Here is a 20,293-nt window from a genome sequence, read left to right as displayed (position 1 = left end):
AGAACCCCAGCTTATTGCGCAGGCTGCGGATCCTGTCCGCTGGTCTGCGCATCGATCGACGCGTCCTGCTTCTTGGCGGCCTCGAGCGTCGTGGCCTCCGTGCCCTGCGCGCGTTCGATCGGCGAGCGAATCGCCTGCGTGACCGCGGCCGCGGTGGTGCCTTGCGAGACCTGCGGCCGCACGTCCGCCGACACCCCGGCCTGCGGCGACGGCGGGCGCTCCTTCTCCGGCTTCTCGGGCTTCGAGCATCCGGCCAGCGCCAACGTGCACAGCAGGGCGGCGAGGGGTGCTGCCAGCAGGGGTCGCATCATCTCGGCATCGTCCGATGGAAGGCTGCGGCTATCCTACGCCGGACCCGACGTACCGGGCACGGCCACTTCGAGGACTTCGCACGCATGGATCCCAAGCGCTGGCGGTTGGACGGACAGCTGGCCCTGGTCACCGGTGGCAGCGCGGGCATCGGACGCGCCATCGCGCGCGAGCTGCTCGGGTTCGGTGCCGACGTGCTGCTCGCCGCGCGCGATGCGGCGGGGCTGGAATCGGCGCGCGCCGAACTTGCCGAGGATTTTCCCGAGCGCGACGTGCAGGTCTTCGTCGCCGACGTGGCCGAGGACGACCAGCGTCGCGAACTGCTCGACTGGGTCGAGGACTTCGGCGAAGGCCTGCACATCCTGGTCAACAACGCGGGCGGGAACCTCACGCGCGCCGCGGTGGAATACAGTGAAGACGAATGGCGGAAGATCTTCGAGATCAACCTGTTCTCCGCGTTCGAACTGTCGCGCTATGCCTATCCGCTGCTGACGAAGCACGCCTCTTCGAGCATCGTCAACGTCGGCAGCGTCTCGGGCATCACGCACGTGCGCAGCGGCGCGCCCTACGGCATGAGCAAGGCCGCGATGCACCAGATGACGCGCAACCTCGCTGTGGAATGGGCCGAGGACGGCATCCGCGTCAACGCGGTGGCGCCCTGGTACATCCGCACGCGGCGCACGCACGACAAGCTCGCCGATCCGGATTACCTGGACGAGGTCTTGCTGCGCACGCCGGTGGGCCGCATCGGTGAACCGGAAGAGGTGGCGGCCGCGGTGGCTTTCCTGTGCCTGCCGGCCTCGTCCTACGTGACGGGCGAATGCATCGCCGTGGACGGCGGATTCCTGCGCTACGGTTTCTGACGAACGGTCGGGCGCTTCACCGGCCGCTTCCGGCGCCGCGCGCATCATCGAGCGCGCTGTCCGCGCCGGAGAACGGACGATGTCGCCGTTGCGCCATGCACTGAACGGATTCATCGCCGGCTGCGCGCTGGCCCTCGCCGGCTGCGGCAGCGGCATGACCAGCGGCAGCATCACCGTCGGCAACTCGCCACCGGTGTTCACCTCGCCAGCGAACGTCTCGGTGGTCGAAGACACCACGGGCGTGTTCTACAACGCGACCGCCACCGATGCGAACGGCGACACCATCGCCTTCACCATCGCCGGCGGCCCGGACGCGGCCTTGTTCAACATGACCACCGCGGGCGCACTCTCGTTCAACGCGCCGCCGGATTTCGAAGTGCCGCTGGATGCGGGCAACGACAACGTCTACAACCTCGTGCTCGGTGCGAACGACGGCATCTCGACCACGACGCTCGCGCTCGCAGTGACCGTCACCGACCAACCGAGTGCGCGCTTCCAGGTGCGTCGCGTTGCGTTCGGATTGTCGTCGCCAGTGTTCGTCGCGCCGGTGCCCGATGGCACCGGGCGCGTGTTCGTCGGCGAGCTGGCCGGACGCATCCGAATCCTCACGCCGTCCAACGGGACCGTCGCAGCCGTGCCCTTCCTCGACTTGCGCGGCACGCTGTCCACGAGCGGCGAGCGCGGCCTGCTCGGCTTCGCGACCGCGCCGGATTATGCAACGAGTGGCCAGTTCTACGTGTTCGTGACCGATCCGGTCGGCACGATCGAGGTGCGTCGCTACACCCGCGATGCCGCCAACCCCGACATCGCCGATCCGTCGACGATGCAACTCATCCTGCAACAGCCGCACCCGTTGCTCGTCCACAACGGCGGCTGGATCGGCTTCGGCCCCGACAACTTCCTCTACATCGCGATCGGCGACGGCGGTGGCGCCGGCGATCCCGACAACAACGGGCAGAACGTCAACAATCTGCTCGGCAAGATCCTGCGCGTGGATGTTTCGCGCGACGACTTCGCGAGCGACCTCACGCGCAACTACGGCATCCCGGTCGACAACCCGTTCGCGCACGGCGGCGGCGCGCCGGAAATCTGGTCCTACGGGCTGCGCAATCCGTTCCGCGCGAGCTTCTACGTCCCGCCGACCGGTTCGCCGATCCTGATCCTGGGCGACGTGGGCGAAGACACGGTCGAAGAAATCGATGTCGCGATGGGCAACGACAACTTCGGCTGGTCGCAGCGCGAGGGCACGCATCAGTTCAAGGGCATCGACAGTCCCGCGTTCACGCCGCCCGTGGCCGAGTACCTGCACGGCGCCGGCCCGCGCGAGGGCAACACGGTGATCGGCGGCATCGTGTATCGCGGTCCCGTGGAATCGCTGAAGGACCAGTACATCTTCGGCGACTTCATCAACGGCAACCTGTGGTCGCTGCCCGTGACCAGCCTGGTGGTGGGCACGACGATCCCGAGCGGGCAGTTCACGCTGCGCAATGCGGACTTCGCGCCCGACGCCGGTGCGATGAACAACATCGTCGCCTTCGGCGAGGACCAGTCGCGCAACCTGTACATCGTGGATTTGGACGGCGAGGTGTTCGTGATCGAAGCCGCGCCCGCGACCGGGCCGCTGATGCCCTCGCGGATGTCGCAATTGTCCGCGCGTCGCCTGCAGGGCAAGAAGCCCTTGCGCCATTGGTGCGCCGAAGCCTGGGACGGCCACACCGTGCGCTGGAACGAAGGCCAGATGCTGCTGGCCGGACAGGGCTTCACGTGCGTGCGGAAATACTTCGACGCCCAGGCCTTGCAGCGCGTCGAAAAGTGAGCGGATGCGAAAACGCCCGCGCGGCGGGCGTTTTCTGGTGGTGGTCAGAGCTCAGCCGTTTCAGTGTTCCAGCGGCTCAGCGATTCTCTTGTTCGGTGCCGCTCCGGTTGCCGCGATTGCCTCCACCGGAGGCTTCTCCGCCCTTGCGGCCGATCATCGACATGTGTTCGCGGTCGCGGCTGACCGCTTCCCCGCCCTTCTGCGCGATCTTGCGCTGCATCTCCGGATCCATGCTTGCGAATCCGCGGTTGCTCGTGCTGCGGGTGGTGTTGTTGCTGCCGGGAGTCTGGTTCGCCATGCATGCACCTCATCGCTCGGGGTAAGGAACGGCGACCTTAGGCAAGCAACGGTTAGGCGAGTGCGTGGTGCAGGTCAAGAAAGAATAAAACGCCCCGATTCATCCGGCGCCAATCATGATGAAAATACGAAATCCGTTACGAGGCGCGCATGGCGCGCGTCAACGGCACGTGCTGTCGACGAAGGCGGCGAGCTGGCGTTCGTACTCCGCCTTGCGCGTGGCCTTGTCCGATGCGTTGGCGAAGGTCATGCGGAACTGCGCTTCGTCGATGCGCCGGCGCCATGCACTGCACAGTGCGGCATCGGCGAGCGGGGTGCAGGTGTCCTGCTTCACCTCGCAGGCCTCGCCGGCGCCCAGGTTCGGATCGCCATTCAGGCCCACCGTGTTCATCAGGACGCAGCGCGACTCGCCTTCACCCGAGTCGCTGAGGTAGGTCTCCTCCGCGTAGGTCTTGCATTCGAACAGGGGCGGGGGCGGCTTGCGATCCTCGACGGGGACCTTGGCCTCGGGCAGCGGATCCGTCGCCGGGCCGCGCACGAGTTCGAAATGCGAACCCGGCGGTGGGACGTTGGCCACGGGCGCGGCCGCGGGCCTTTCGGCGGGCGGGGGCGCGGTGGGCAGTTCGCCGATGTGGCGCACTTCCTGCTTCGACCCGGCCGGGCAGGGCGTGTCGTTCTGCATCGTCACGCTGCCCTTGGCGTCCGTGCAGCGGTAGATGGTGGTCGCGTGCGCGCCGGCGCAGGCGAGCAGGGCGAGCAACCCGAGGAAGGCAGGCAGGGATCGAGGCATGCGGCGAGCGTAGCGCAGCGCCGCGTTCAACGTCCGCCGCAGTCGGCGTCCAGGCGCGCGTTGAGCGAACGTTCTTCGACGCGCAGCACATCGCGCTCGCTCGGCATCGCGTTGAAGAAGCGCGTGCGGATCTCGTCGCGGCGGTCGCGCACGCGATCGCACACGTCCGCCTGCGGCAGGACGTAGCAGGTATCGCGCACGTAGGTGCCGCTGCCCATGGTCGATGCGGGGCCGATCGTGCCCACCACGTTGCCGCTCGCCACGCCGACACCGACGCGCGGGCCCACCATGGGCACGCCGGGGTAGTAGCCCAGCGTCCACAGCGGCACCCAGCGCGGATTGCCGTCGCCGGTGTCGCTGGTGTAGCTCTCGCCATCGGGCGTGATGCATTCGTACAGCGGGCGCGGCGGGGTGACGTAGGTGACGTCGTGGTGGTGCGTGTCGACGTATTCGGGCGCGTGTTCCTCGGGCGGCGCTTCGGCGACCTGGTGTTGCTTCGGCGCATCGACCGGGCGCTGCATCGTGCGGACTTCCTGCTTCTCGCCGGCCTTGCAGGGCGAATCGCGCAAGGTCACGTGGTTCTTCGCGTCGAGGCAGCGATAGATCGTGACGTTCTGCGCCATGCACGGCGCCGCTGCGACAGCGGCGAGCAGGGCGAGGAACACGAGGGCGCGACGGGAGCGCATGCGCGCATCTTGCGCGCCTCGCGCACGGGGCGACAGGGGTTCGGGCGGCGATGGCGCACCGGCTGTCGGCCGATGCGGAAACGTTCAGCCGGCGCGCAACTCTGCGCCCGTTGCCGCATCACGAATCGCCGTGGGCGCGCGCAGCCCGGCCGTTTCGCCTTCGACCACGCCGTCGACCCGTGACAACACCGCCTGCGACAACGCATTGAACGCGAACGCCGGCGGCTCGCCCGCGAGGTTGGCGCTCGTCGAGACGATCGGCCCGCCGAACGCTTCGCACAAAGCGATGACGATGGGGTGGTCGGTGACACGCACGGCGACGCCTTCATGCGTGCCGGTGATCCACGCAGGCACGCGCGTGGATGCGGGGACGATCCAGGTGCGCGGCCCGGGCCACTGCGCGCGCACCGCGTCGGCACGGTCGGGCGGCAGGCGGTCCCAGGCGAGCAAACCATCGAACTGCGCGATCGACGCGCCGACCAGGATCACGCCCTTGTCGACGGGGCGTTGCTTGATGTCGAGCAGGCGTTGCACGGCCTGCGCATCGAAAGGGTTGCAGCCCACGCCCCACACCGCTTCGGTGGGATAGACGATGACGCCGCCCGCGCGCAGCACGGTCGCGGCGGCGGCGGGCGTCAGGCGCTGCATGCGTGGCCTCAGGCGCCCGTCGTCTTCTTGGCGACCTTCTTCGCGGCCGCCTTCTTGGTCGTCTTCTTCGCCGCCTTCTTCGCGGTCTTCTTCACCGCTTTCTTCGCGGCCTTCTTGGCAGGCGCCTTCTTTGCGACCGCCTTCTTCGCCACTTTCTCCGGCGCGGCCTTTTTCGCGACGGCCTTGCGGCCGAAGCGCCCGCGCATCGGCTTGCCCGTTTCCTCCATCAGCTTGATCACTTCCTCCAGCGTCAGCGAGGCGGGCTCGCGATCCTTCGGAATGCGACCGTTGAGCTTGCCGTCGCTGATGTAGGGGCCGTAGCGGCCGTTGAGCACCTGGATGTCGCTGCCGTCGAAGGACTTGATGATGCGGTTGCGCGCGATCTCTTCCTTCTCTTCGATCAGGAACACCGCGCGCGCCAGGTCGATCGTGTACGGATCGTCTTCCTTCTTCAGCGAGGCATAGGTGCTGCCGCGCTTGGCGAAGGGCCCGAAGCGGCCGATGCCGACGCTGACTTCATGATCGTCGCTCGTACCGAGCTTGCGCGGCAGCTTGAACAGCTCCAGCGCGTCCTCGAGCGCGATGGTGTGCATCGACTGGCCCGGACGCAGCGACGCGAACGTCGGCTTCTCTTCGTCCTCGGCCGTGCCGATCTGCGCATACGGCCCGTAGCGGCCCAGGCGCACGCTCACCGGCTTGCCGCTCTTGGGATCGGTGCCGAGTTCGCGGGCACCCGTGGCTTCGGAACGGTCGACGCTTTCGGTCTTGTCCTCGACCAGTTCCTTGAACGGGCCCCAGAACTTCTCCATCAGCGGCACCCATTCCTCTTCGCCGCGCGACACCGCATCCAGCTCGTCTTCGAGCTTGGCGGTGAAGTCGTAGTCGACGTATTGGGTGAAGTGGCTGCTGAGGAAGTTCGAGACGGCGCGACCCACGTCGGAAGGACGGAAGCTGCGGCTTTCCATCTCCACGTACTTGCGGAACAGCAGCGTCTGGATGATCGAGGCGTAGGTCGAGGGACGGCCGATGCCGTATTCCTCGAGCGCCTTCACTAGCGCCGCTTCGGTGAAGCGCGGCGGCGGCTGGGTGAAATGCTGGTCGGCATGCACGCGTTCCAGCGGAATGCGATCGCCGGGCTTCATCGCCGGCAGCTTGCGGCCTTCGTCTTCGTCGTCGGCGGTCTTCGCGTCCTTGCCTTCTTCGTAGACGGCCAGGAAGCCCGGGTCGATGACGGTGGTGCCGCTTGCGCGGAAGCTGTGCTCGCTGCCGGCGGCGAGATCGATGCTGACCGTGTTGAGCGTGGCCGGCACCATCTGCGAGGCGACGGCGCGCTTCCAGATCAATTCGTACAGGCGGCGCTCGTCGTCGCTGAGATAGCGCGAGACCTGCGCGGGCGTGCGCAGCGCGGAGGTCGGGCGCACGGCTTCGTGCGCTTCCTGCGCGTTCTTCGACTTGGTCTGGTAGAAGTTGGGCTTGTCCGGCAGTGCGCGCGTGCCGAAATCGCGCGCGATCACGTCGCGCAGTTCGCTCAGCGCTTCCGCCGACAGGCTCACCGAGTCGGTACGCATGTAGCTGATGAGGCCGACCGTGCCTTCCTCGCCGATCGCCACGCCTTCGTACAGTTTCTGCGCGACCTGCATGGTGCGCTTGGTGGTGAACCCGAGCTTGCGCGCGGCTTCCTGCTGCAGCGTGGAGGTGGTGAAGGGCGGTGCGGGACGGCGCTTGCGTTCCTTGCTCGCCACGTCGGTGACATGCACTGCGCCGCCGGCGGCCTTGAGGATGCGTTGGCGCGCGGCTTCGGCGGTGTCGCCGTCGGTGACGGTGAACTGTTCGAACTTCTTCCCGTCGAGCTTGGTCAGCTTGGCGGTGAAGGATTGCGAGGGATGCGCGACTTCGGCTTCGATGCTCCAGTACTCGCGCGCGATGAAGGCTTCGATTTCCTCTTCACGCTCCACGATCATGCGCAGCGCCGGCGACTGCACGCGGCCGGCGGACAGGCCGCGCTGCACCTTGCGCCACAACACGGGCGAAAGGTTGAAGCCCACCAGGTAGTCGAGCGCGCGACGCGCCTGCTGCGCATCGACGAGCGGGGTGGCGATCGAGCGCGGCTGCGCCATCGCTTCGCGGATCGCGCGCGGGGTGATCTCGGTGAACACGACGCGCTGCAGCGTCTTGTCCTTCAGCAGGCCGCGCTCCTTGAGGATCTCGGCGATGTGCCAGCTGATGGCCTCGCCTTCGCGGTCCGGGTCGGTCGCCAGGAACAGGGCGTCGGCGGACTTGGCGGCCTTGGCGATGGCGTCGACGTGCTTTTCGTTCTTGTCGATCAGGTCGTACCGCATGGCGAACCCGTTGTCCGGGTCCACCGCGCCTTCCTTGGGGACCAGGTCGCGGACGTGGCCATAGGAGGCCAGGACCGTGAAGTCCTTGCCGAGGTACTTGTTGATCGTCTTGGCCTTGGCGGGCGATTCGACGATGAGGAGGTTCTTGGCCATGGAGTACGTCGGGGGAAAGGGGGGCGCCGAAAGGCCAACGCCCGGGCCGGGGGCCACGGGCGCTTGGGTCGGTTCCTTTTTTAGTGGTGTCACGCCGCCGCAGGGCGTGTCAAGCAGGACCGCAACGGGGCCCGGCGGCGCGTGCCGCTTTTGGGACCCCCGTCGGGAGCCGTCAGTGCACCGGCTCGGGCTCGTCCAGGAACATCTGGGTCTCCATCCAGGCGTAGGCCGCCTCGGACCCCGGCTGGTTGAACAGGACCATGAGGACCACCCATTTCAGGTCGTCCAGGTCGAGTTCGTCCTGGTCCAGGGCGATGGCGCGGTCGAGCACCAGCTCGCGCTGGTGTGCGTCCAGGACCCCGTGCTGTTCGAGGAACAGCAGGAAGCCGCGGCTTTCGACATCGAGCTTGTCCAGCTCGGGGCCGTGGAAGACGCGGGTGGGGCCGCCCAGGCGCGGCGCTGCGGCCTCGGGACGCTGCTCTGCGAGCGCGTCGAGCCAATCGAAGGCCTTGAGGATTTCCGCGGGACTGAAACCGGCTTCCGTGAGTTCGGAAAAGAGCGGGCTGTTTTGGAGAGTGTCGCGGTCGCCAACCGGTGGAACGGTGTCGTTGGTGAAGTAGTGCTCGAACAGGTACAGCAGGACGTCCAGGATGCTCTCTTTCATTTCCCTCGGCCTGCGTCGCGGGCGACGCTGTGGAGGTTCAGGATGACTTGCGGGTGTATCGGCCGTGTTGTGACACCACACGTCCTTCAAGCTCCATGACCAGCAGAATGGAGGCAAGTTTCGCAGCCGTCAATCCGGTTCGCGTGACAAGTGTTTCCATAGGGGTGGGGTCGTGCCCGAGTGCGCGCCACAAGCACTGGGCATCGGCATCCATGCCGCTGAGCGTTTGCTGCAACGCATCGCGAGGGGAAGTGGGGATCGACAGGCGCATGCGCAAGTCGTCTGCGTGTACGTTCGCCAACGGCGCGAGCGCGGCGACGATTTCCTCCGGGGATTCGACCAGCATCGCGCCGTCGCGCAGCAGGCGGTGGCATCCGCGCGCCATCGGGTTGTGGATGGAGCCGGGGATGGCGAACACCTCGCGCCCTGCTTCCGCGGCCAGGCGCGCGGTGATCAGGGCGCCGGATTTCTGCTGCGCCTCGACTACGAGCGTGCCCAGCGACAACGCGGCGACGATGCGGTTGCGCCGTGGGAACTGGAAGGCCTGGGTCGGATGGTCCGGCGGATATTCGCTGACCACCAGGCCGTGTTCGGCGATGCGCGCCATCGTGCGCGCGTTGCCCGCCGGAAACGGCACATCGATGCCGGAGCCGAGGACGGCGACGGTGGGGCCTTGCACGTCGAGTGCGCCCAGGTGGGCGGCGGTGTCGATGCCCGCCGCCATGCCGCTGGTGACGCACCACCCCGCGCGCGCGAGTGCGGCGGCGAAGGCGCGCGCGTTGTCGAGCCCGCCCGCGGTCGCGCGCCGGCTGCCGACGATCGCAATCTGGGGATGCCAGAGCAGCGTGTCGTCGCCGTCGAGGTACAGCATCTGCGGCGCATCTGGAATGCGCCGAAGGAGCGCCGGATAGTCGGGCTCGCCGATGCGCAGGACGCGGCGGCGCCCGTGCGAAAGCCAACGTTGCAGGAGATCCATCGCAGCAGCGTGGCCTGCAAACGACGACGGCGCCCTAGGGCGCCGTCGCGGTGTTGCGTCGGGAAACCCCGCAGGGTTCCGTCAGTACGGCGCGTCCGGATGCTTCAGCTCGTAGCCCACGCGGCTCGGCTTGATGCTTTCCATCACCAGGCCGTAGCTGACCTTCTCGAAGGTGCGGAAGATCATGACGTGGCCGGCGAATTCGTCCGGCAGGCGCACGCGCGAGCCGGCCGGGAACAGGTCCGGGCTGCGGTTCATGCCGTACTTCACGCGGTCCGGCACATCGCTGCCCACGCGCCAGATGGAGAACACGGTGCCGTTGTCGATGCCTTCGCGCGAGCCGACCGAGATGGCCACCACGTCGTGCGGGCCGCCGTAATGCATCTGGTCGGCGACGGCGATGATGCGGGCGCGGCCGTAATCGAACTGCTGCTTCGGCGGATGCGGGAAGAACTGCAGGTCGTAGGGCTGCGCTTCGACCGGGACGAGGCGATCGCCCACGCGCACTTCGCGGCCTTCATCGTCCACGAGGAAGGTGGAGGCTTCGATGCCGCCAACTTCGCCGCGCGTGACCGTGCCGGTGGTGATCTGGGCGAGCTCGTAGCCGAGGCGTTCCTGGCCCTGGTCCGGCGTGACCGCCGAGGTCCAGAAGTTCTCGTAGTCGGCGAAGACGCGGGCGCCGCGGAAGTCCAGGTCGTCCCGCGAGAACAGGTCGCAGCACTGCACGCGGTCGACGCGGTAGTACTCGACCGTCGGACGGACCACCGCGTAGCGGGTGCCCGGGGCGACGCCTTCCAGGCCCTTCACGTAGGCGACCTGGCCGGAGGCGCTGCGCAGGCGGTCGTCTTCCAGGCCCACCACGTAGGGGTAGTCGTGGAAATCGTCGACGGCGCGGATGTTCTTGAGGAACGGGGCCACCTCGGACAGCGGCACGCCGGTGATCGGCGCCTCCGCGCGCTCGCCCGGCTGGACGGCCACGCGATCGAGGTAGGCCAGCGAGATCACGTCACCCGGGTAGATCAGGTGCGGATTCTGGATCTGCGGGTTGGCCTGCCAGACTTCCGGCCAGAGCCACGGGCGCTTGAGGAAGCGGCCCGCGATGTCCCACAGGGTGTCGCCCTTCTTGACGACGTAGGTGTCCGGATGGTCGCCGCGCACTTCCACGGCGGCCGCGTAAGTCGCGACAGTCAGGCATGCCACAGCGAAAACCGTACGAAGCCGATTCTTAAACATCGCGGCCATGTGCCCGCTCCCCTTGAGTTTTTCCCCTTGAAGCCGAGGCACTATAGCCCACATTCCGCGGGCCTTTGCAAGCGCGCAGCGTTACAATCGGGACCGTCGATCGACCCGCTTCTTGCGCCTGTGACAGGCGCCCCCATTTCATTGCAGCCATGGCCCTTCTCCCCATCCTCGAATTCCCCGACCCGCGCCTGCGCACCAAGGCCGCGACCATCGAACCGGCCCAGCTGGCCGATCCGGCGTTCCAGCGCCTGGTCGACGACATGTTCGAGACCATGTACGAAGCGCCCGGCATCGGGCTGGCCGCGAGCCAGGTCGATGTCCACCAACGCTTCATGGTGATTGACGTGACGGAGGAGAAGAACCGGCCGCTGGTCTTCGTCAATCCCGAGATCCTCGAGCGCTCCGGCGAGCAGGTCTACCAGGAAGGCTGCCTGTCGGTGCCCAACATCTTCGCGGACGTGACCCGCGCCAACGAGATCCTCGTGCGCGCGCTCGACCGCCATGGCCAGCCGTTCGAACTGCGCGTGGATGGCCTGCTCGCGGTGTGCATCCAGCACGAGATGGACCACCTGGAAGGCAAGCTGTTCGTCGACTACCTCTCGCCGCTCAAGCGCGAGATGGTGCGCAAGAAGCTCGCGAAGGCGCGCCGCCAGGCCGTGGCCTGAGCCCCGCGCGCCGACCCCGATGGCCCTCCGCATCGTTTTCGCCGGCACGCCGGAATTCGCCGTGCCGTCGCTCGTCGCGGCCGCAGGGCGCAATGAAGTCGTGGCCGTGTACACCCAGCCCGATCGTCCCGCGGGGCGCGGTCGCACGCTGACCGCATCGCCGGTGAAGCTCGAAGCGCTCAAGCGCGGGCTCCCGGTGCTGCAACCCGAATCGCTGAAGGACGAACTCGCGCGCGATGCCTTGCGCGCGCTGCAGCCCGACCTGATGGTCGTGGTCGCCTACGGCCTGCTGCTCCCGCAATCGATCCTCGACATCCCGCGGTACGGTTGCTGGAACGTGCATGCCTCGCTGTTGCCGCGCTGGCGCGGCGCCGCGCCGATCCAGCGTGCGATCGAAGCCGGCGATGCACAGACCGGCGCCTGCCTGATGCAGATGGAAAAGGGCCTGGACACCGGCCCCGTGCTGCTCACGCAACGCCTGGACATCGCGCGCGACGAAACCGCAGGCCAGCTGCACGACCGCCTCGCGCAACTCGGCGCGCAGACGCTCGCCGATGGCCTCGGACTGCTGCGCGCGGGCATGCGCCCGGTGCCGCAGCCGCAACCCGCCGAAGGCGCGACTTACGCGCGCAAGCTCGAGAAGAGCGAAGCGCGCCTGGACTGGTCGCAGCCTGCCGATGTGCTCGCGCGCAAAGTGCGCGCCTTCGATCCGTGGCCGATCGCCGAAGGCGAAATCGCGGGCGAGAACGTGCGCATCCATCGCGCGGTGGCGATCGAAGCCGCGCAGCTTGCGCCGCCCGGGACCGTATTGAACGTCGGCCGCGACGGACTCGACATCGCCTGCGGTGCGGGCGCGCTGCGCATTCGCGTCCTGCAACGCGCCGGCGGCAAGCAGATCACCGCGGCCGATTACCTCAACGCGCGACGCGACCTGCAGGCGCGCGCATGAAAGCGCCCCCTGGCGTCGCGCTGCGGGTCGCCGCCGCGCAGGCGCTCGACGCGGTGGTGCATCGCGGCCAATCGCTGAAGGCCGACCTCGCGCAGCGCTTGCCGACCTTCAACGACCCGCGTGACCGCGCGCTGCTGGAAGCGATCGCGTTCACCGCCTTGCGCAATCGCGCCCGTTACGACGCTGCGCTGCAGGCCTGGATGGCGAAACCGCTCGGCCGCCGCGATGCGCCCTTGCGCGCCCTGTTGCATGCCGGCTTCGCGCAACTGGACATGCAGTTGTCGTCGCACGCCGCCGTCGACGCGACGGTGGAAGCCGCGCGCACGATGGGCCGCACGCACCAGGCGGGCATGGTGAACGCACTCCTGCGTCGCGCATTGCGCGAAGGGCTGCCTGCAGGCGATGCGGCGCAGGCATGGCCGCAATGGTTGCGCAAGCGTGTCGCGCGCGATTGGCCGCAGGACGCGGCCGCGATCTTCCAGGCGAGCGCCACGCCCGCGCCGATGTGGCTGCGCGTGAATCGCACGCGCGTCGCGCGCGAGGCCTATCGCGCGCAATTGCACGAAGCAGGCATCGAGACGGGTGCGCCCGAAGGCCTGCGCGATGCCCTCGTGCTCGCCACGCCGCTGCCCGTGCACGAACTGCCCGGCTTCGACGAGGGCCTGGTGTCAGTGCAGGACGGCAGCGCGCAATGCGTCGCCGATGCCCTGGCGCCCGCGCCGGGTGCGCGCGTGCTGGATGCGTGCGCGGCGCCCGGCGGCAAGTCCGCGCACCTGCTCGAACGCGACCCTGCGTTGCGCCTGCTCGCACTCGACATCGACGCCGCGCGCCTGCGCCGCGTGCAGGAAACGCACGCACGCTTGGGCGTCGACGGCGGCAACGCCACCGTGCGCGCCGCCGATGCCGCCGACCTGGCTGCATGGTGGGACGGCACGCCCTTCGACGCGATCCTCCTCGACGCACCGTGTTCGGCCACCGGCATCGTGCGTCGGCAGCCCGACGTGCTCCTGCACCGGCGCGAATCCGACCTGGCGGCGCTCACCGCCACGCAGGCGCGCCTGCTCGACGCCTGCTGGCGCACGCTCGCCTCGGGTGGCGTGCTCCTCTACGCGACCTGTTCGATCCTGTCGGAAGAGAACGCGGCGCAGGTCGACGCCTTCCTCGCGCGCACGCCCGACGCCACGGCCGAGCCGCTTCCGCAGCACTACGGCCGCACGAGCGGCGCGGGCCGGCAACGGCTGCCGGGCGAGGACGACATGGACGGCTTTTTCTACGCGCGCCTGCGCAAGGCGTGAAGCGCGGCCTGCAGTCGCTTTCAGGTAAGGTGCGGCCCGCATGATCGACAACCGCCAGGTCTCCCCGGACAGCCGCCGCGAAGCCTTCTGGTTCTTCGCCATCGCCTTCCTCGTGCTCGCCGCGGGCATCGGGCTGCGCGCGCCGTGGCCGGCGGACGAGCCACGCTTCGTGCTCGTCGCCAAGCAGATGTGGGACAGCGGCGATTGGTTGTTCCCGCACCGCGGCCACGAGTTGTATGCGGACAAGCCACCCCTGTTCTTCTGGTTGCTCGGCGTGGCGCATGTGTTCGTGCGCAGTTGGACCTGGTCGTTCCTGCTGCCGTCGCTGGTCGCCGCGATGGCCACGTTGTGGCTGACCTACGACCTCGCGCGCCGCCTGTGGTCGCACCGCGCCGGCTTGTGGGCCGCCATCGCGGTGCTCGCCGCAACGCAGTTCCTGTACCAGGCCAAGCGCGCGCAGATCGACCCGACCGTGGTGTGCTTCATCACGCTCGGCGTGTACGGCATCGCGCGCCACGTGCTGCGCGGGCCCGACTGGCGCTGGTACTGGATCGGGTGTTTCGCCGCGGGCCTGGGCGTGATCAGCAAGGGCGTGGGCTTTCTCGCGCTGCTCGCCTTGATTCCTTATGCGCTGATGCGCTGGCGCAAGTGGCCCGGCCTGCCGGACCTCGGCAGGCACAACGCATGGCGATGGAGTGCAGGCGCGCTCGCTTTCTTCGGCGCGATCGCGTTGTGGTTCGTGCCGATGCTCGTCACCGCGCTGACCAGCGGCGATCCCGAACACCGCGCCTACCTGCACGAACTCCTGTTCCGCCAGACCGCCACGCGTTACACCGCCGCATGGCACCACACGCAGGCGCCCTGGTACTTCCTCGGGATCATCGCGGGTTTCTGGATGCCGTTCTCGCTCGCGCTGCCGTGGTTGTTCCCGCGCTGGTGGCAGGCGCTGCGCGCGCGCGATGCAGCGGTGTGGCTGCCGCTCGGCTGGTCGCTGCTGGTGCTCGCCTTCTTCAGTGCGAGCCCGGGCAAGCGCGACATGTACATCCTGCCGATGCTGCCGATGATGGCGGTCGCGGCGGCGCCGTACCTGGAATCGACCGTCGCATCGCCGTGGTTCCGTCGCTTGCTGATGGCGATGGTGGTGGTGCTTGCGCTCGTGTTCGCGGGCGCGGGCATCGCCGCGCTGACCGGCAATCCCGGGTTCGAAACGCGCATCGAAGCCGAGCGCGGCTTGCCGCTGGGCGACGACAAGCTGTGGTGGCTGCTGCTGGCCACGGGCATCGCGATGCTCGTTGCGTGCGCGTGGTTCCGCCGCAACGCGTTGAAGGCGGCGGGCTGGGCCTTGTCGCTCCTCGTGGTCCTGCTGTTCTCCGGCACCGCGGTGTTGCTGGATGCGGAGAACTCCGCGCGCGGCGTGATGGAGCGCGGGCGCGAGCTCGCCGGCACCGCGACGCTGGGCCTGGTGGGCTGGAAGGAACAGAACCTCCTGCAGGCCGTGGGACCCGTCGAGGAATTCGGATTCAAGCGGCCCTATGCCGAGCAGTTGCGCGTCGGCATCTCGTGGATGGAGATGTCGCCGGAAACGCGGCGCTTGTTCGTGTTCGATGGCGCGCTGGACGCCTGCGTGCTGCGCGAGCACGCGGTGCGCGTGGGCACGGCGAACCGCCGCGATTGGTGGCTGCTCGATGCCTCCGCGATCGCACCGGAATGCCGGGGTGCCTCAGCCCCCTGAGGCGAGCAGGTCGTACTTGCGCTTCGCGTAACGGGCGTGCAGCCAGTGGAAGCGCAGCCCGGCGGCGCCATCGATGAAGCCGCCGCGCAGCACCAGGTTCTTCAGCAGATAAGCCGTCGCGGCGAACGTGCCGCGCAAGGGCCCTGCGGACTTGCCCTTCGCGCGTTGTTCGCCGGCCCAGAGCGCGGCGTAACGCTGCAGCTTCGACCAGTAGTCTTCCGCGCTGCGCGCAGTGTCGTGTTCGAGCACGACGCGTGAAGGACGCACGACGCGTCCTTCGACATCCAGGTATTCGTGCACCGCGCGCAGGCCATGGCGCAGCGTCGAGCGGAACAGGCGATGCACGGGTTCGCGCGCGAAGCTGCCGCCCCGCAGCGCGTGGCCGAGGAAATGCGTGCGCCGCATCAGCAGCCAGACATCGGCCTGTTCCACCGGGCGCGCACCCTTCGCGTCGTCGAACAGCGCCCGCAGTTCCTGCTGCGCCGGGGCTTCGAGCCATTCGTCCGCATCGAGCAGCAACACCCACTTCTCGCGCGCCATCGCGATCGCGGCATTCTTCTGCAACGCGAAGCCCTGCCAGTCGAGGTGCTCCACGCGCGCGCCGAGCCCATGCGCGATGCGGACGGTGTCGTCGGTCGAACCCGAATCGAGCACGATCACTTCGCTGCACAAGGGCATCATCGATGCCACGCAGCGCGCGATGCGATCGGCTTCGTTCTTGGTGATGACGACGCCGGACAAGGGCAGGGTCTGCGACATGCACGGGATTATGCCCGTCGGCGCCGGTAGACTGCGCGCCATGCACGCCGCCCACACCGCCGCCGCCGACGCACGCCCCGTGCGCGTCCTGCATTTCGTGACCGGTGGCTTCTCGGGCGGCGCCACGCAGGTGGCGATCGCGCTCACCCAGGCCGGGGTCGAGAGCGCGCAGATCGAACCCTTGCTCGTCCTCCGTCGCAAGCGCCGCACCGACCCCGCCCGCATCGCCGAACTCGAGCAGGCCGGCGTGCCCGTGCATGTCGTGCCCGGTTGGTCGCATGCAGCGACGATCGCCGCGCTGGTGAAGGAATGCCGCGAGTTCCAGCCCGACGTCCTCGTGGTGCACGGCTTCAGCGAACACCTGTGGGGGCGCTATGCGGGCTTGCTGGCGCAGGTGCCGCACCTGGTGCACGTCGAACACAACACGCGTGAGCGCTACACGCGCTGGCGACTGACGCAGACGCGCTGGCTCGCCGCGCGCACCGATCGCATCGTCGGTTGCAGCGAAGGCGTGCGCCTGCGCCTGCTCGAAATGGGCATGCCGGAGGAGCGCACGATCGCGATCCCGAACGGCATCCGCCTGACACCGTTCGACGCGGCGGACGCGCACCCCGTCACCGGCCGCATCCCCGGCATCGTGATGGTGGCGCGCTTTTCCAGGCAGAAGGACCACGCGACCTTGCTGCGTGCGGTCGCGCGGCTGCGCGATCGTGGCCTGCACGTCCCCGTGCTGTTCGCCGGCGGCGGCAAGAAGATGCATCGCAGGCCGCTGGAGGAGCTCGCCGGGCTGCTCGGCATCCAGGACCAGGTGCAGTTCCTCGGCGTCGTGCGCAACGTGCCGGAACTGTTGATGACGCACCGCATCGCTGCGCTGATCACACACTACGAAGGCATGCCGCTCGCGATGCTCGAAGGCATGGCGGCCGGTTGCGCAGTGGTGGGCAGCGCCGTGCCGGGCGTGCGCGAAGTGATCGAAGATGGTGTCGAAGGGCGGCTCGTACCGGAGCACGACGACATCGCGCTCGCCGATGCGCTGGAAACGCTGCTGCGCGACGACGACACCGCGACCGGCCTGTCCGTCGCCGCGCGCGCCGCGGCGATCGAGCGACACGGCCGCGAACTGATGCATGCGCGCTACGAGGCGTTGTTCCTCGAACTCGCGCGCACGGGCGCCTGACTACCAGCGCAGCTTGCGCGAAGCGAGCGTGTGCGCGAGCCGATCGAGCAGCACGCGCGCATCGGCTTCCGGCAAGTGATTGATGCGCAGCGACGGCGCCGTCGCCGACGCGCCTGCGGTGTCGAGCCACAACGTGGCCATGCCCCAGCGACGATCGAGCGGCCCCTGCGACAGCCGGACCGCCTGCAACTTGTCCACTTCCGCGAAGCGCCAATGGCGCGACCACCATCCGCCGCGCACCGCGACGAGGCGTTCGTCGACGGCGTAACGCGCATGCTTCGCATGGTGCCAGGCGGTGAACGCGAACCACGGCAGCAGCAGCAACGCGAGCAATCCGATCGAGCCGAAGCGCCAGCACAATCCCGCGCACAGCAGCACCGGGAAGACCGTATTCGGCAGGAAAGCGCGCAAGGCGCTGCGCGGATGCGTGCCGCGCCATGGCAGCGTCGACCACCCGGCGCCCGGCAGCAGGTGTTCGATCAACGCGTCGCATTGTTCGGGCGTGGCGATCGGCGCGAGTTCGCGCAAGGAACGCTTCTGCTGCGATTGGCTGTCCCCGCCGCCGGCCGTGTCCACGTGCAGGCTGCGGCGCTTGAGCAGTCGGTGCATCAGGCCTTCGTGCAGCGTCCAGGCCTGCAGGCGCCTCCGCGAGGCACTGCTGCGCACGCGCGCGAGCAGGCCACGGTCGACCGTCAGGCGCTGGGCCTGCTCGGTGAGCGTGAACCCGAAGTACTGCAGCAGCGCGAGTCCCATCGACAACAGGCGCATCGCCGCGAGGAACGCGAGCGCGAGCGTGATGCCGGCAAGGACGTACTCGGTGGATCCGAAATGATGTTCCCCGGCCCAGCCGAACACGCGCGACCCCCAAGTCTGGAAAATGCGTTCGGTCAACCCGGGACTGAACTGGAAGGAGCCACCGTAGGCCGCCGCGAGCACTACCATCCCGCGATTGGACACCAGCCCGAGGCGCATCACTTCGCCCGGCGACATCGCAAGCAGCACCTGCGGCGCGTCGGCCGCGGGCGCTTGCGCATCGGTCGAGGTCGTCTCCGCCGCGCCGCGATGCCGCACCAGGCGTTCGAGCGCGAGCGCATCGTCGAGCTTCAACACGCGCATGGTCGCTTCGGGCTTGCGGCCACTCGCCGATTCCAAGCGCAGTTCCGCCACGCCGAAGAAGCGATGCAGCAAGGATTGTTCGACCGACACGTTGTGGATGCGCGCGTACGGAATTTCGCGGCGCTGCCGGTGCAGCCAACCGCTGCGGATGGTCAGTCCGTCGCGCCCGACCGCGTAGCGGTAGGTGAAGTACTGCATCACCGAGATCAGCGCGAGTACGCCCACGCCGATCAGCGGCCACAGTTCGTTGCGATCGCCGCCGAAGAAGAACGCCGCCACCAGCGGAACCACGTACTGCTTCATCTGCTGCAGCAGCACGAACACCCACGACCACGGGTGCAGGCGGCGGTCGGCGGCCTCAGAGGGCGTCATCGGTTTCGATCTGGCGCGCGAGGCGATCGCGCAGCGTCTCGGCGTCTTCGGCATCCAGGCCCGTCACCGACACGGCGCTCATCTTGCTGCCTGCGGTATGGATGACGAGCGTGGCGAGCTTCCATCGACGTTCGAGCGGGCCGTGGCGCAGGTCCAGGTGCTGCACGCGCGAGGCGGGCACGCGCGTTTCGGTGAACCACATGCGGCCGCGGCGATAGGCGAAGCCGTCCTCGTCCAGGCGCCATCCGGTCGAGCGATGCCGCTTGATTCCGATCATCGCGCCAAGGCCCGTGGTGACGAAGACCAACAGCGGTGAGATCAGCCAGCCGGGGCCGACATGGAACACGAGCGACAGGATCACCAGCGGAATCGCGAACACGAAACCCACCGCGCCATGGCTGAGCGCGAACAACGTTTTCGCGCGCGGTGGCAGCGGGCGCCACTGCAGAAGTGCATCGGGCAACTGCGCTACGGCATCCGTCATGGGGTCCCCGGGTCGGACGACGCGATGCGTCGTGCGCCCTGAGGGTAGCAGTCCGGCCAGTACGGATTGCCGCGCGTGCTGCCCGGGGCGGGGATCGACCACCGCTTGTAGGTCCACTGGTATTGCGCGGGATCGCGGCGCGCGACGCGCTCGACCGCCGCGTTCAACGCGGCCACGCCGTCCGCCGCATCGGGGACGGGTTCGAAACGCAGGGCGAACGCGGGGCCGTCGGGCGTTTCGCCGATGCGTTCGCAGTACCCCAGCAACACGGTCGCGCCCGTGCGCTGCGCCAGGCGCGAGAGCAAGGTCATCGTGAGCGCGGGAATGCCGAAGAACGGGGCAAACTCGCCGTCGCCGGCCTTGGGTTGCTGGTCCGGCAGGATCCCCGCCACGCCGCCGCCCTGCAGCAGCTTGAACAGTCCGCGGATCGCGGGTCCTTCCGCGCGCACCTGCGTCACGCGGTCCGCATCGCCGTGCGCGGCGCGCACTCGGCGCAGGAAGGCTTCGGCGATGTCCGAATCCGGCGGTGCGTAGAGGATCGCCAGCGGCGTGCGCGCCGCCAGCCATTGGTTGAGCAGTTCCCAACTGCCGTAGTGCGGCGCGGCCACGATGACGCCCTTGCCCGAGGCGACCGCGGCGTCGAACAGGTCCACGCCCTGCGACTCGCGCAACAGCGCCAGGTTCTTCGCATGGGGTTGCGTCCAGAAGCGCAGCGTCTCCATGCCCTGGCGCGCCGTCGTGCGCAGCACCGCCGCGACGAGCGACTCGCGTTGTGCGGGCAGCAGGTCGGGGTAGGCGAGTTCGAGGTTGCGCCGCACCACCTTCACCGAACGGCCATTGCGCCCGATCCAACGGCGCGCGAACGCATCGGCGAGCCCGCGCAGCCAGGGCCAGGGCAGGCGCGCGAGCAGGGCGGCGATCAGGTAGGCGAGTCGGGCGGCGAGTTCCGTCACGCGCAGGA

General features: G+C 68.5%; 20 protein-coding genes. 7 read left to right on the top strand and 13 right to left on the bottom strand.

Features of this window, described 5'->3' with window-relative positions:
• Window positions 1–11: 11 nt before the first annotated feature.
• On the bottom strand, window positions 12–311 hold the full coding sequence (locus tag LVB87_RS03930) for a hypothetical protein (protein ID WP_232899613.1): 300 nt from the start codon (window positions 309–311) through the stop codon (window positions 12–14).
• Window positions 312–395: 84 nt separating this feature from the next.
• Between LVB87_RS03930 and LVB87_RS03925 the strand changes: the two genes are divergently transcribed.
• Both LVB87_RS03925 and LVB87_RS03920 read left to right on the top strand, forming a co-directional pair.
• On the top strand, window positions 396–1,172 hold the full coding sequence (locus LVB87_RS03925) for an SDR family oxidoreductase (protein ID WP_232899612.1): 777 nt from the start codon (window positions 396–398) through the stop codon (window positions 1,170–1,172).
• A 79-nt stretch (window positions 1,173–1,251) separates the two neighbouring features.
• Window positions 1,252–2,988, top strand: coding sequence for a PQQ-dependent sugar dehydrogenase (locus tag LVB87_RS03920; protein ID WP_232899611.1), 1,737 nt, complete (start codon window positions 1,252–1,254; stop codon window positions 2,986–2,988).
• A gap of 76 nt (window positions 2,989–3,064) precedes the next feature.
• On the opposite strand, the gene LVB87_RS03915 is transcribed toward LVB87_RS03920, so the two are convergent.
• From LVB87_RS03915 to LVB87_RS03880, 8 genes are all read right to left on the bottom strand, one after another.
• Window positions 3,065–3,286: a KGG domain-containing protein gene (locus LVB87_RS03915; protein WP_232899610.1), complete on the bottom strand. Its 222-nt coding sequence runs from the start codon at window positions 3,284–3,286 to the stop codon at window positions 3,065–3,067.
• 159 nt (window positions 3,287–3,445) lie between these two features.
• Window positions 3,446–4,075: a DUF4124 domain-containing protein gene (locus tag LVB87_RS03910; RefSeq protein ID WP_232899609.1), complete on the bottom strand. Its 630-nt coding sequence runs from the start codon at window positions 4,073–4,075 to the stop codon at window positions 3,446–3,448.
• A gap of 26 nt (window positions 4,076–4,101) precedes the next feature.
• The gene (locus LVB87_RS03905) at window positions 4,102–4,761 is read right to left on the bottom strand and encodes a DUF4124 domain-containing protein (protein ID WP_232899608.1); all 660 of its coding nucleotides are present in this window, start codon (window positions 4,759–4,761) and stop codon (window positions 4,102–4,104) included.
• Window positions 4,762–4,845: 84 nt separating this feature from the next.
• On the bottom strand, window positions 4,846–5,409 hold the full coding sequence (locus LVB87_RS03900; RefSeq protein WP_232899607.1) for an L-threonylcarbamoyladenylate synthase: 564 nt from the start codon (window positions 5,407–5,409) through the stop codon (window positions 4,846–4,848).
• Between the two features lie 8 nt (window positions 5,410–5,417).
• Window positions 5,418–7,901 (bottom strand): DNA topoisomerase I, encoded by a 2,484-nt coding sequence (locus LVB87_RS03895; protein WP_232899606.1) that lies wholly within the window; start codon window positions 7,899–7,901, stop codon window positions 5,418–5,420.
• A 172-nt stretch (window positions 7,902–8,073) separates the two neighbouring features.
• The gene (locus LVB87_RS03890) at window positions 8,074–8,565 is read right to left on the bottom strand and encodes a DUF494 family protein (protein ID WP_232899605.1); all 492 of its coding nucleotides are present in this window, start codon (window positions 8,563–8,565) and stop codon (window positions 8,074–8,076) included.
• Window positions 8,566–8,602: 37 nt separating this feature from the next.
• Window positions 8,603–9,541, bottom strand: a complete 939-nt coding sequence (gene dprA / locus LVB87_RS03885) for a DNA-processing protein DprA (protein WP_232899604.1) — start codon at window positions 9,539–9,541, stop codon at window positions 8,603–8,605.
• 81 nt (window positions 9,542–9,622) lie between these two features.
• Window positions 9,623–10,774 carry a LysM peptidoglycan-binding domain-containing protein gene (locus LVB87_RS03880; protein ID WP_232900444.1) on the bottom strand — a complete coding sequence of 384 codons (1,152 nt, stop codon included), beginning with the start codon at window positions 10,772–10,774 and terminating at the stop codon, window positions 9,623–9,625.
• 158 nt (window positions 10,775–10,932) lie between these two features.
• Here LVB87_RS03880 and def point away from each other — a divergent pair, with 158 nt between their 5' ends.
• From def to LVB87_RS03860, 4 genes are read left to right on the top strand one after another with little or no spacing between them, the layout of a single operon-like run.
• Window positions 10,933–11,448 (top strand): peptide deformylase, encoded by a 516-nt coding sequence (gene def / locus LVB87_RS03875; protein ID WP_232899603.1) that lies wholly within the window; start codon window positions 10,933–10,935, stop codon window positions 11,446–11,448.
• Window positions 11,449–11,467: 19 nt separating this feature from the next.
• A complete protein-coding gene (fmt, locus tag LVB87_RS03870; protein WP_232899602.1) occupies window positions 11,468–12,397 on the top strand; it encodes a methionyl-tRNA formyltransferase in 930 nt (309 codons plus the stop codon).
• Window positions 12,394–13,692 (top strand): 16S rRNA (cytosine(967)-C(5))-methyltransferase RsmB, encoded by a 1,299-nt coding sequence (gene rsmB / locus LVB87_RS03865; protein ID WP_232899601.1) that lies wholly within the window; start codon window positions 12,394–12,396, stop codon window positions 13,690–13,692. Before fmt ends, rsmB begins: the two co-directional genes overlap by 4 nt.
• A gap of 40 nt (window positions 13,693–13,732) precedes the next feature.
• On the top strand, window positions 13,733–15,424 hold the full coding sequence (locus LVB87_RS03860; protein ID WP_232899600.1) for a glycosyltransferase family 39 protein: 1,692 nt from the start codon (window positions 13,733–13,735) through the stop codon (window positions 15,422–15,424).
• On the opposite strand, the gene LVB87_RS03855 is transcribed toward LVB87_RS03860, so the two are convergent.
• Window positions 15,413–16,183, bottom strand: coding sequence for a glycosyltransferase family 2 protein (locus tag LVB87_RS03855; protein ID WP_232899599.1), 771 nt, complete (start codon window positions 16,181–16,183; stop codon window positions 15,413–15,415). The genes LVB87_RS03860 and LVB87_RS03855 overlap by 12 nt on opposite strands.
• A gap of 40 nt (window positions 16,184–16,223) precedes the next feature.
• On the opposite strand from LVB87_RS03855, the gene LVB87_RS03850 reads away from it, so the two are divergent.
• A complete protein-coding gene (locus LVB87_RS03850) occupies window positions 16,224–17,360 on the top strand; it encodes a glycosyltransferase (RefSeq protein ID WP_232899598.1) in 1,137 nt (378 codons plus the stop codon).
• Here the strand turns inward: LVB87_RS03850 and LVB87_RS03845 are convergent, their stop codons facing one another.
• The 3 genes from LVB87_RS03845 to LVB87_RS03835 are packed head-to-tail and all read right to left on the bottom strand — an operon-like array spanning window position 17,361 to window position 20,285.
• Window positions 17,361–18,848: a PH domain-containing protein gene (locus LVB87_RS03845; protein WP_232899597.1), complete on the bottom strand. Its 1,488-nt coding sequence runs from the start codon at window positions 18,846–18,848 to the stop codon at window positions 17,361–17,363. It abuts the gene before it with no gap.
• Window positions 18,835–19,332 (bottom strand): PH domain-containing protein, encoded by a 498-nt coding sequence (locus LVB87_RS03840; protein ID WP_232899596.1) that lies wholly within the window; start codon window positions 19,330–19,332, stop codon window positions 18,835–18,837. Before LVB87_RS03840 ends, LVB87_RS03845 begins: the two co-directional genes overlap by 14 nt.
• Entirely contained in the window at window positions 19,329–20,285 is a 957-nt protein-coding gene (locus tag LVB87_RS03835) for a lauroyl acyltransferase (RefSeq protein ID WP_232899595.1), read from the bottom strand. Before LVB87_RS03835 ends, LVB87_RS03840 begins: the two co-directional genes overlap by 4 nt.
• Between the last annotated feature and the right edge of the window lie 8 nt (window positions 20,286–20,293).

It is taken from the genome of Lysobacter sp. KIS68-7 (assembly GCF_021284745.1).
In the GTDB taxonomy this organism is placed as follows: Bacteria; Pseudomonadota; Gammaproteobacteria; order Xanthomonadales; family Xanthomonadaceae; genus Noviluteimonas.
The sequence above is the reverse complement of the archived record's forward strand: the minus strand, read 5'-3'. Positions and strand labels throughout refer to the sequence as shown.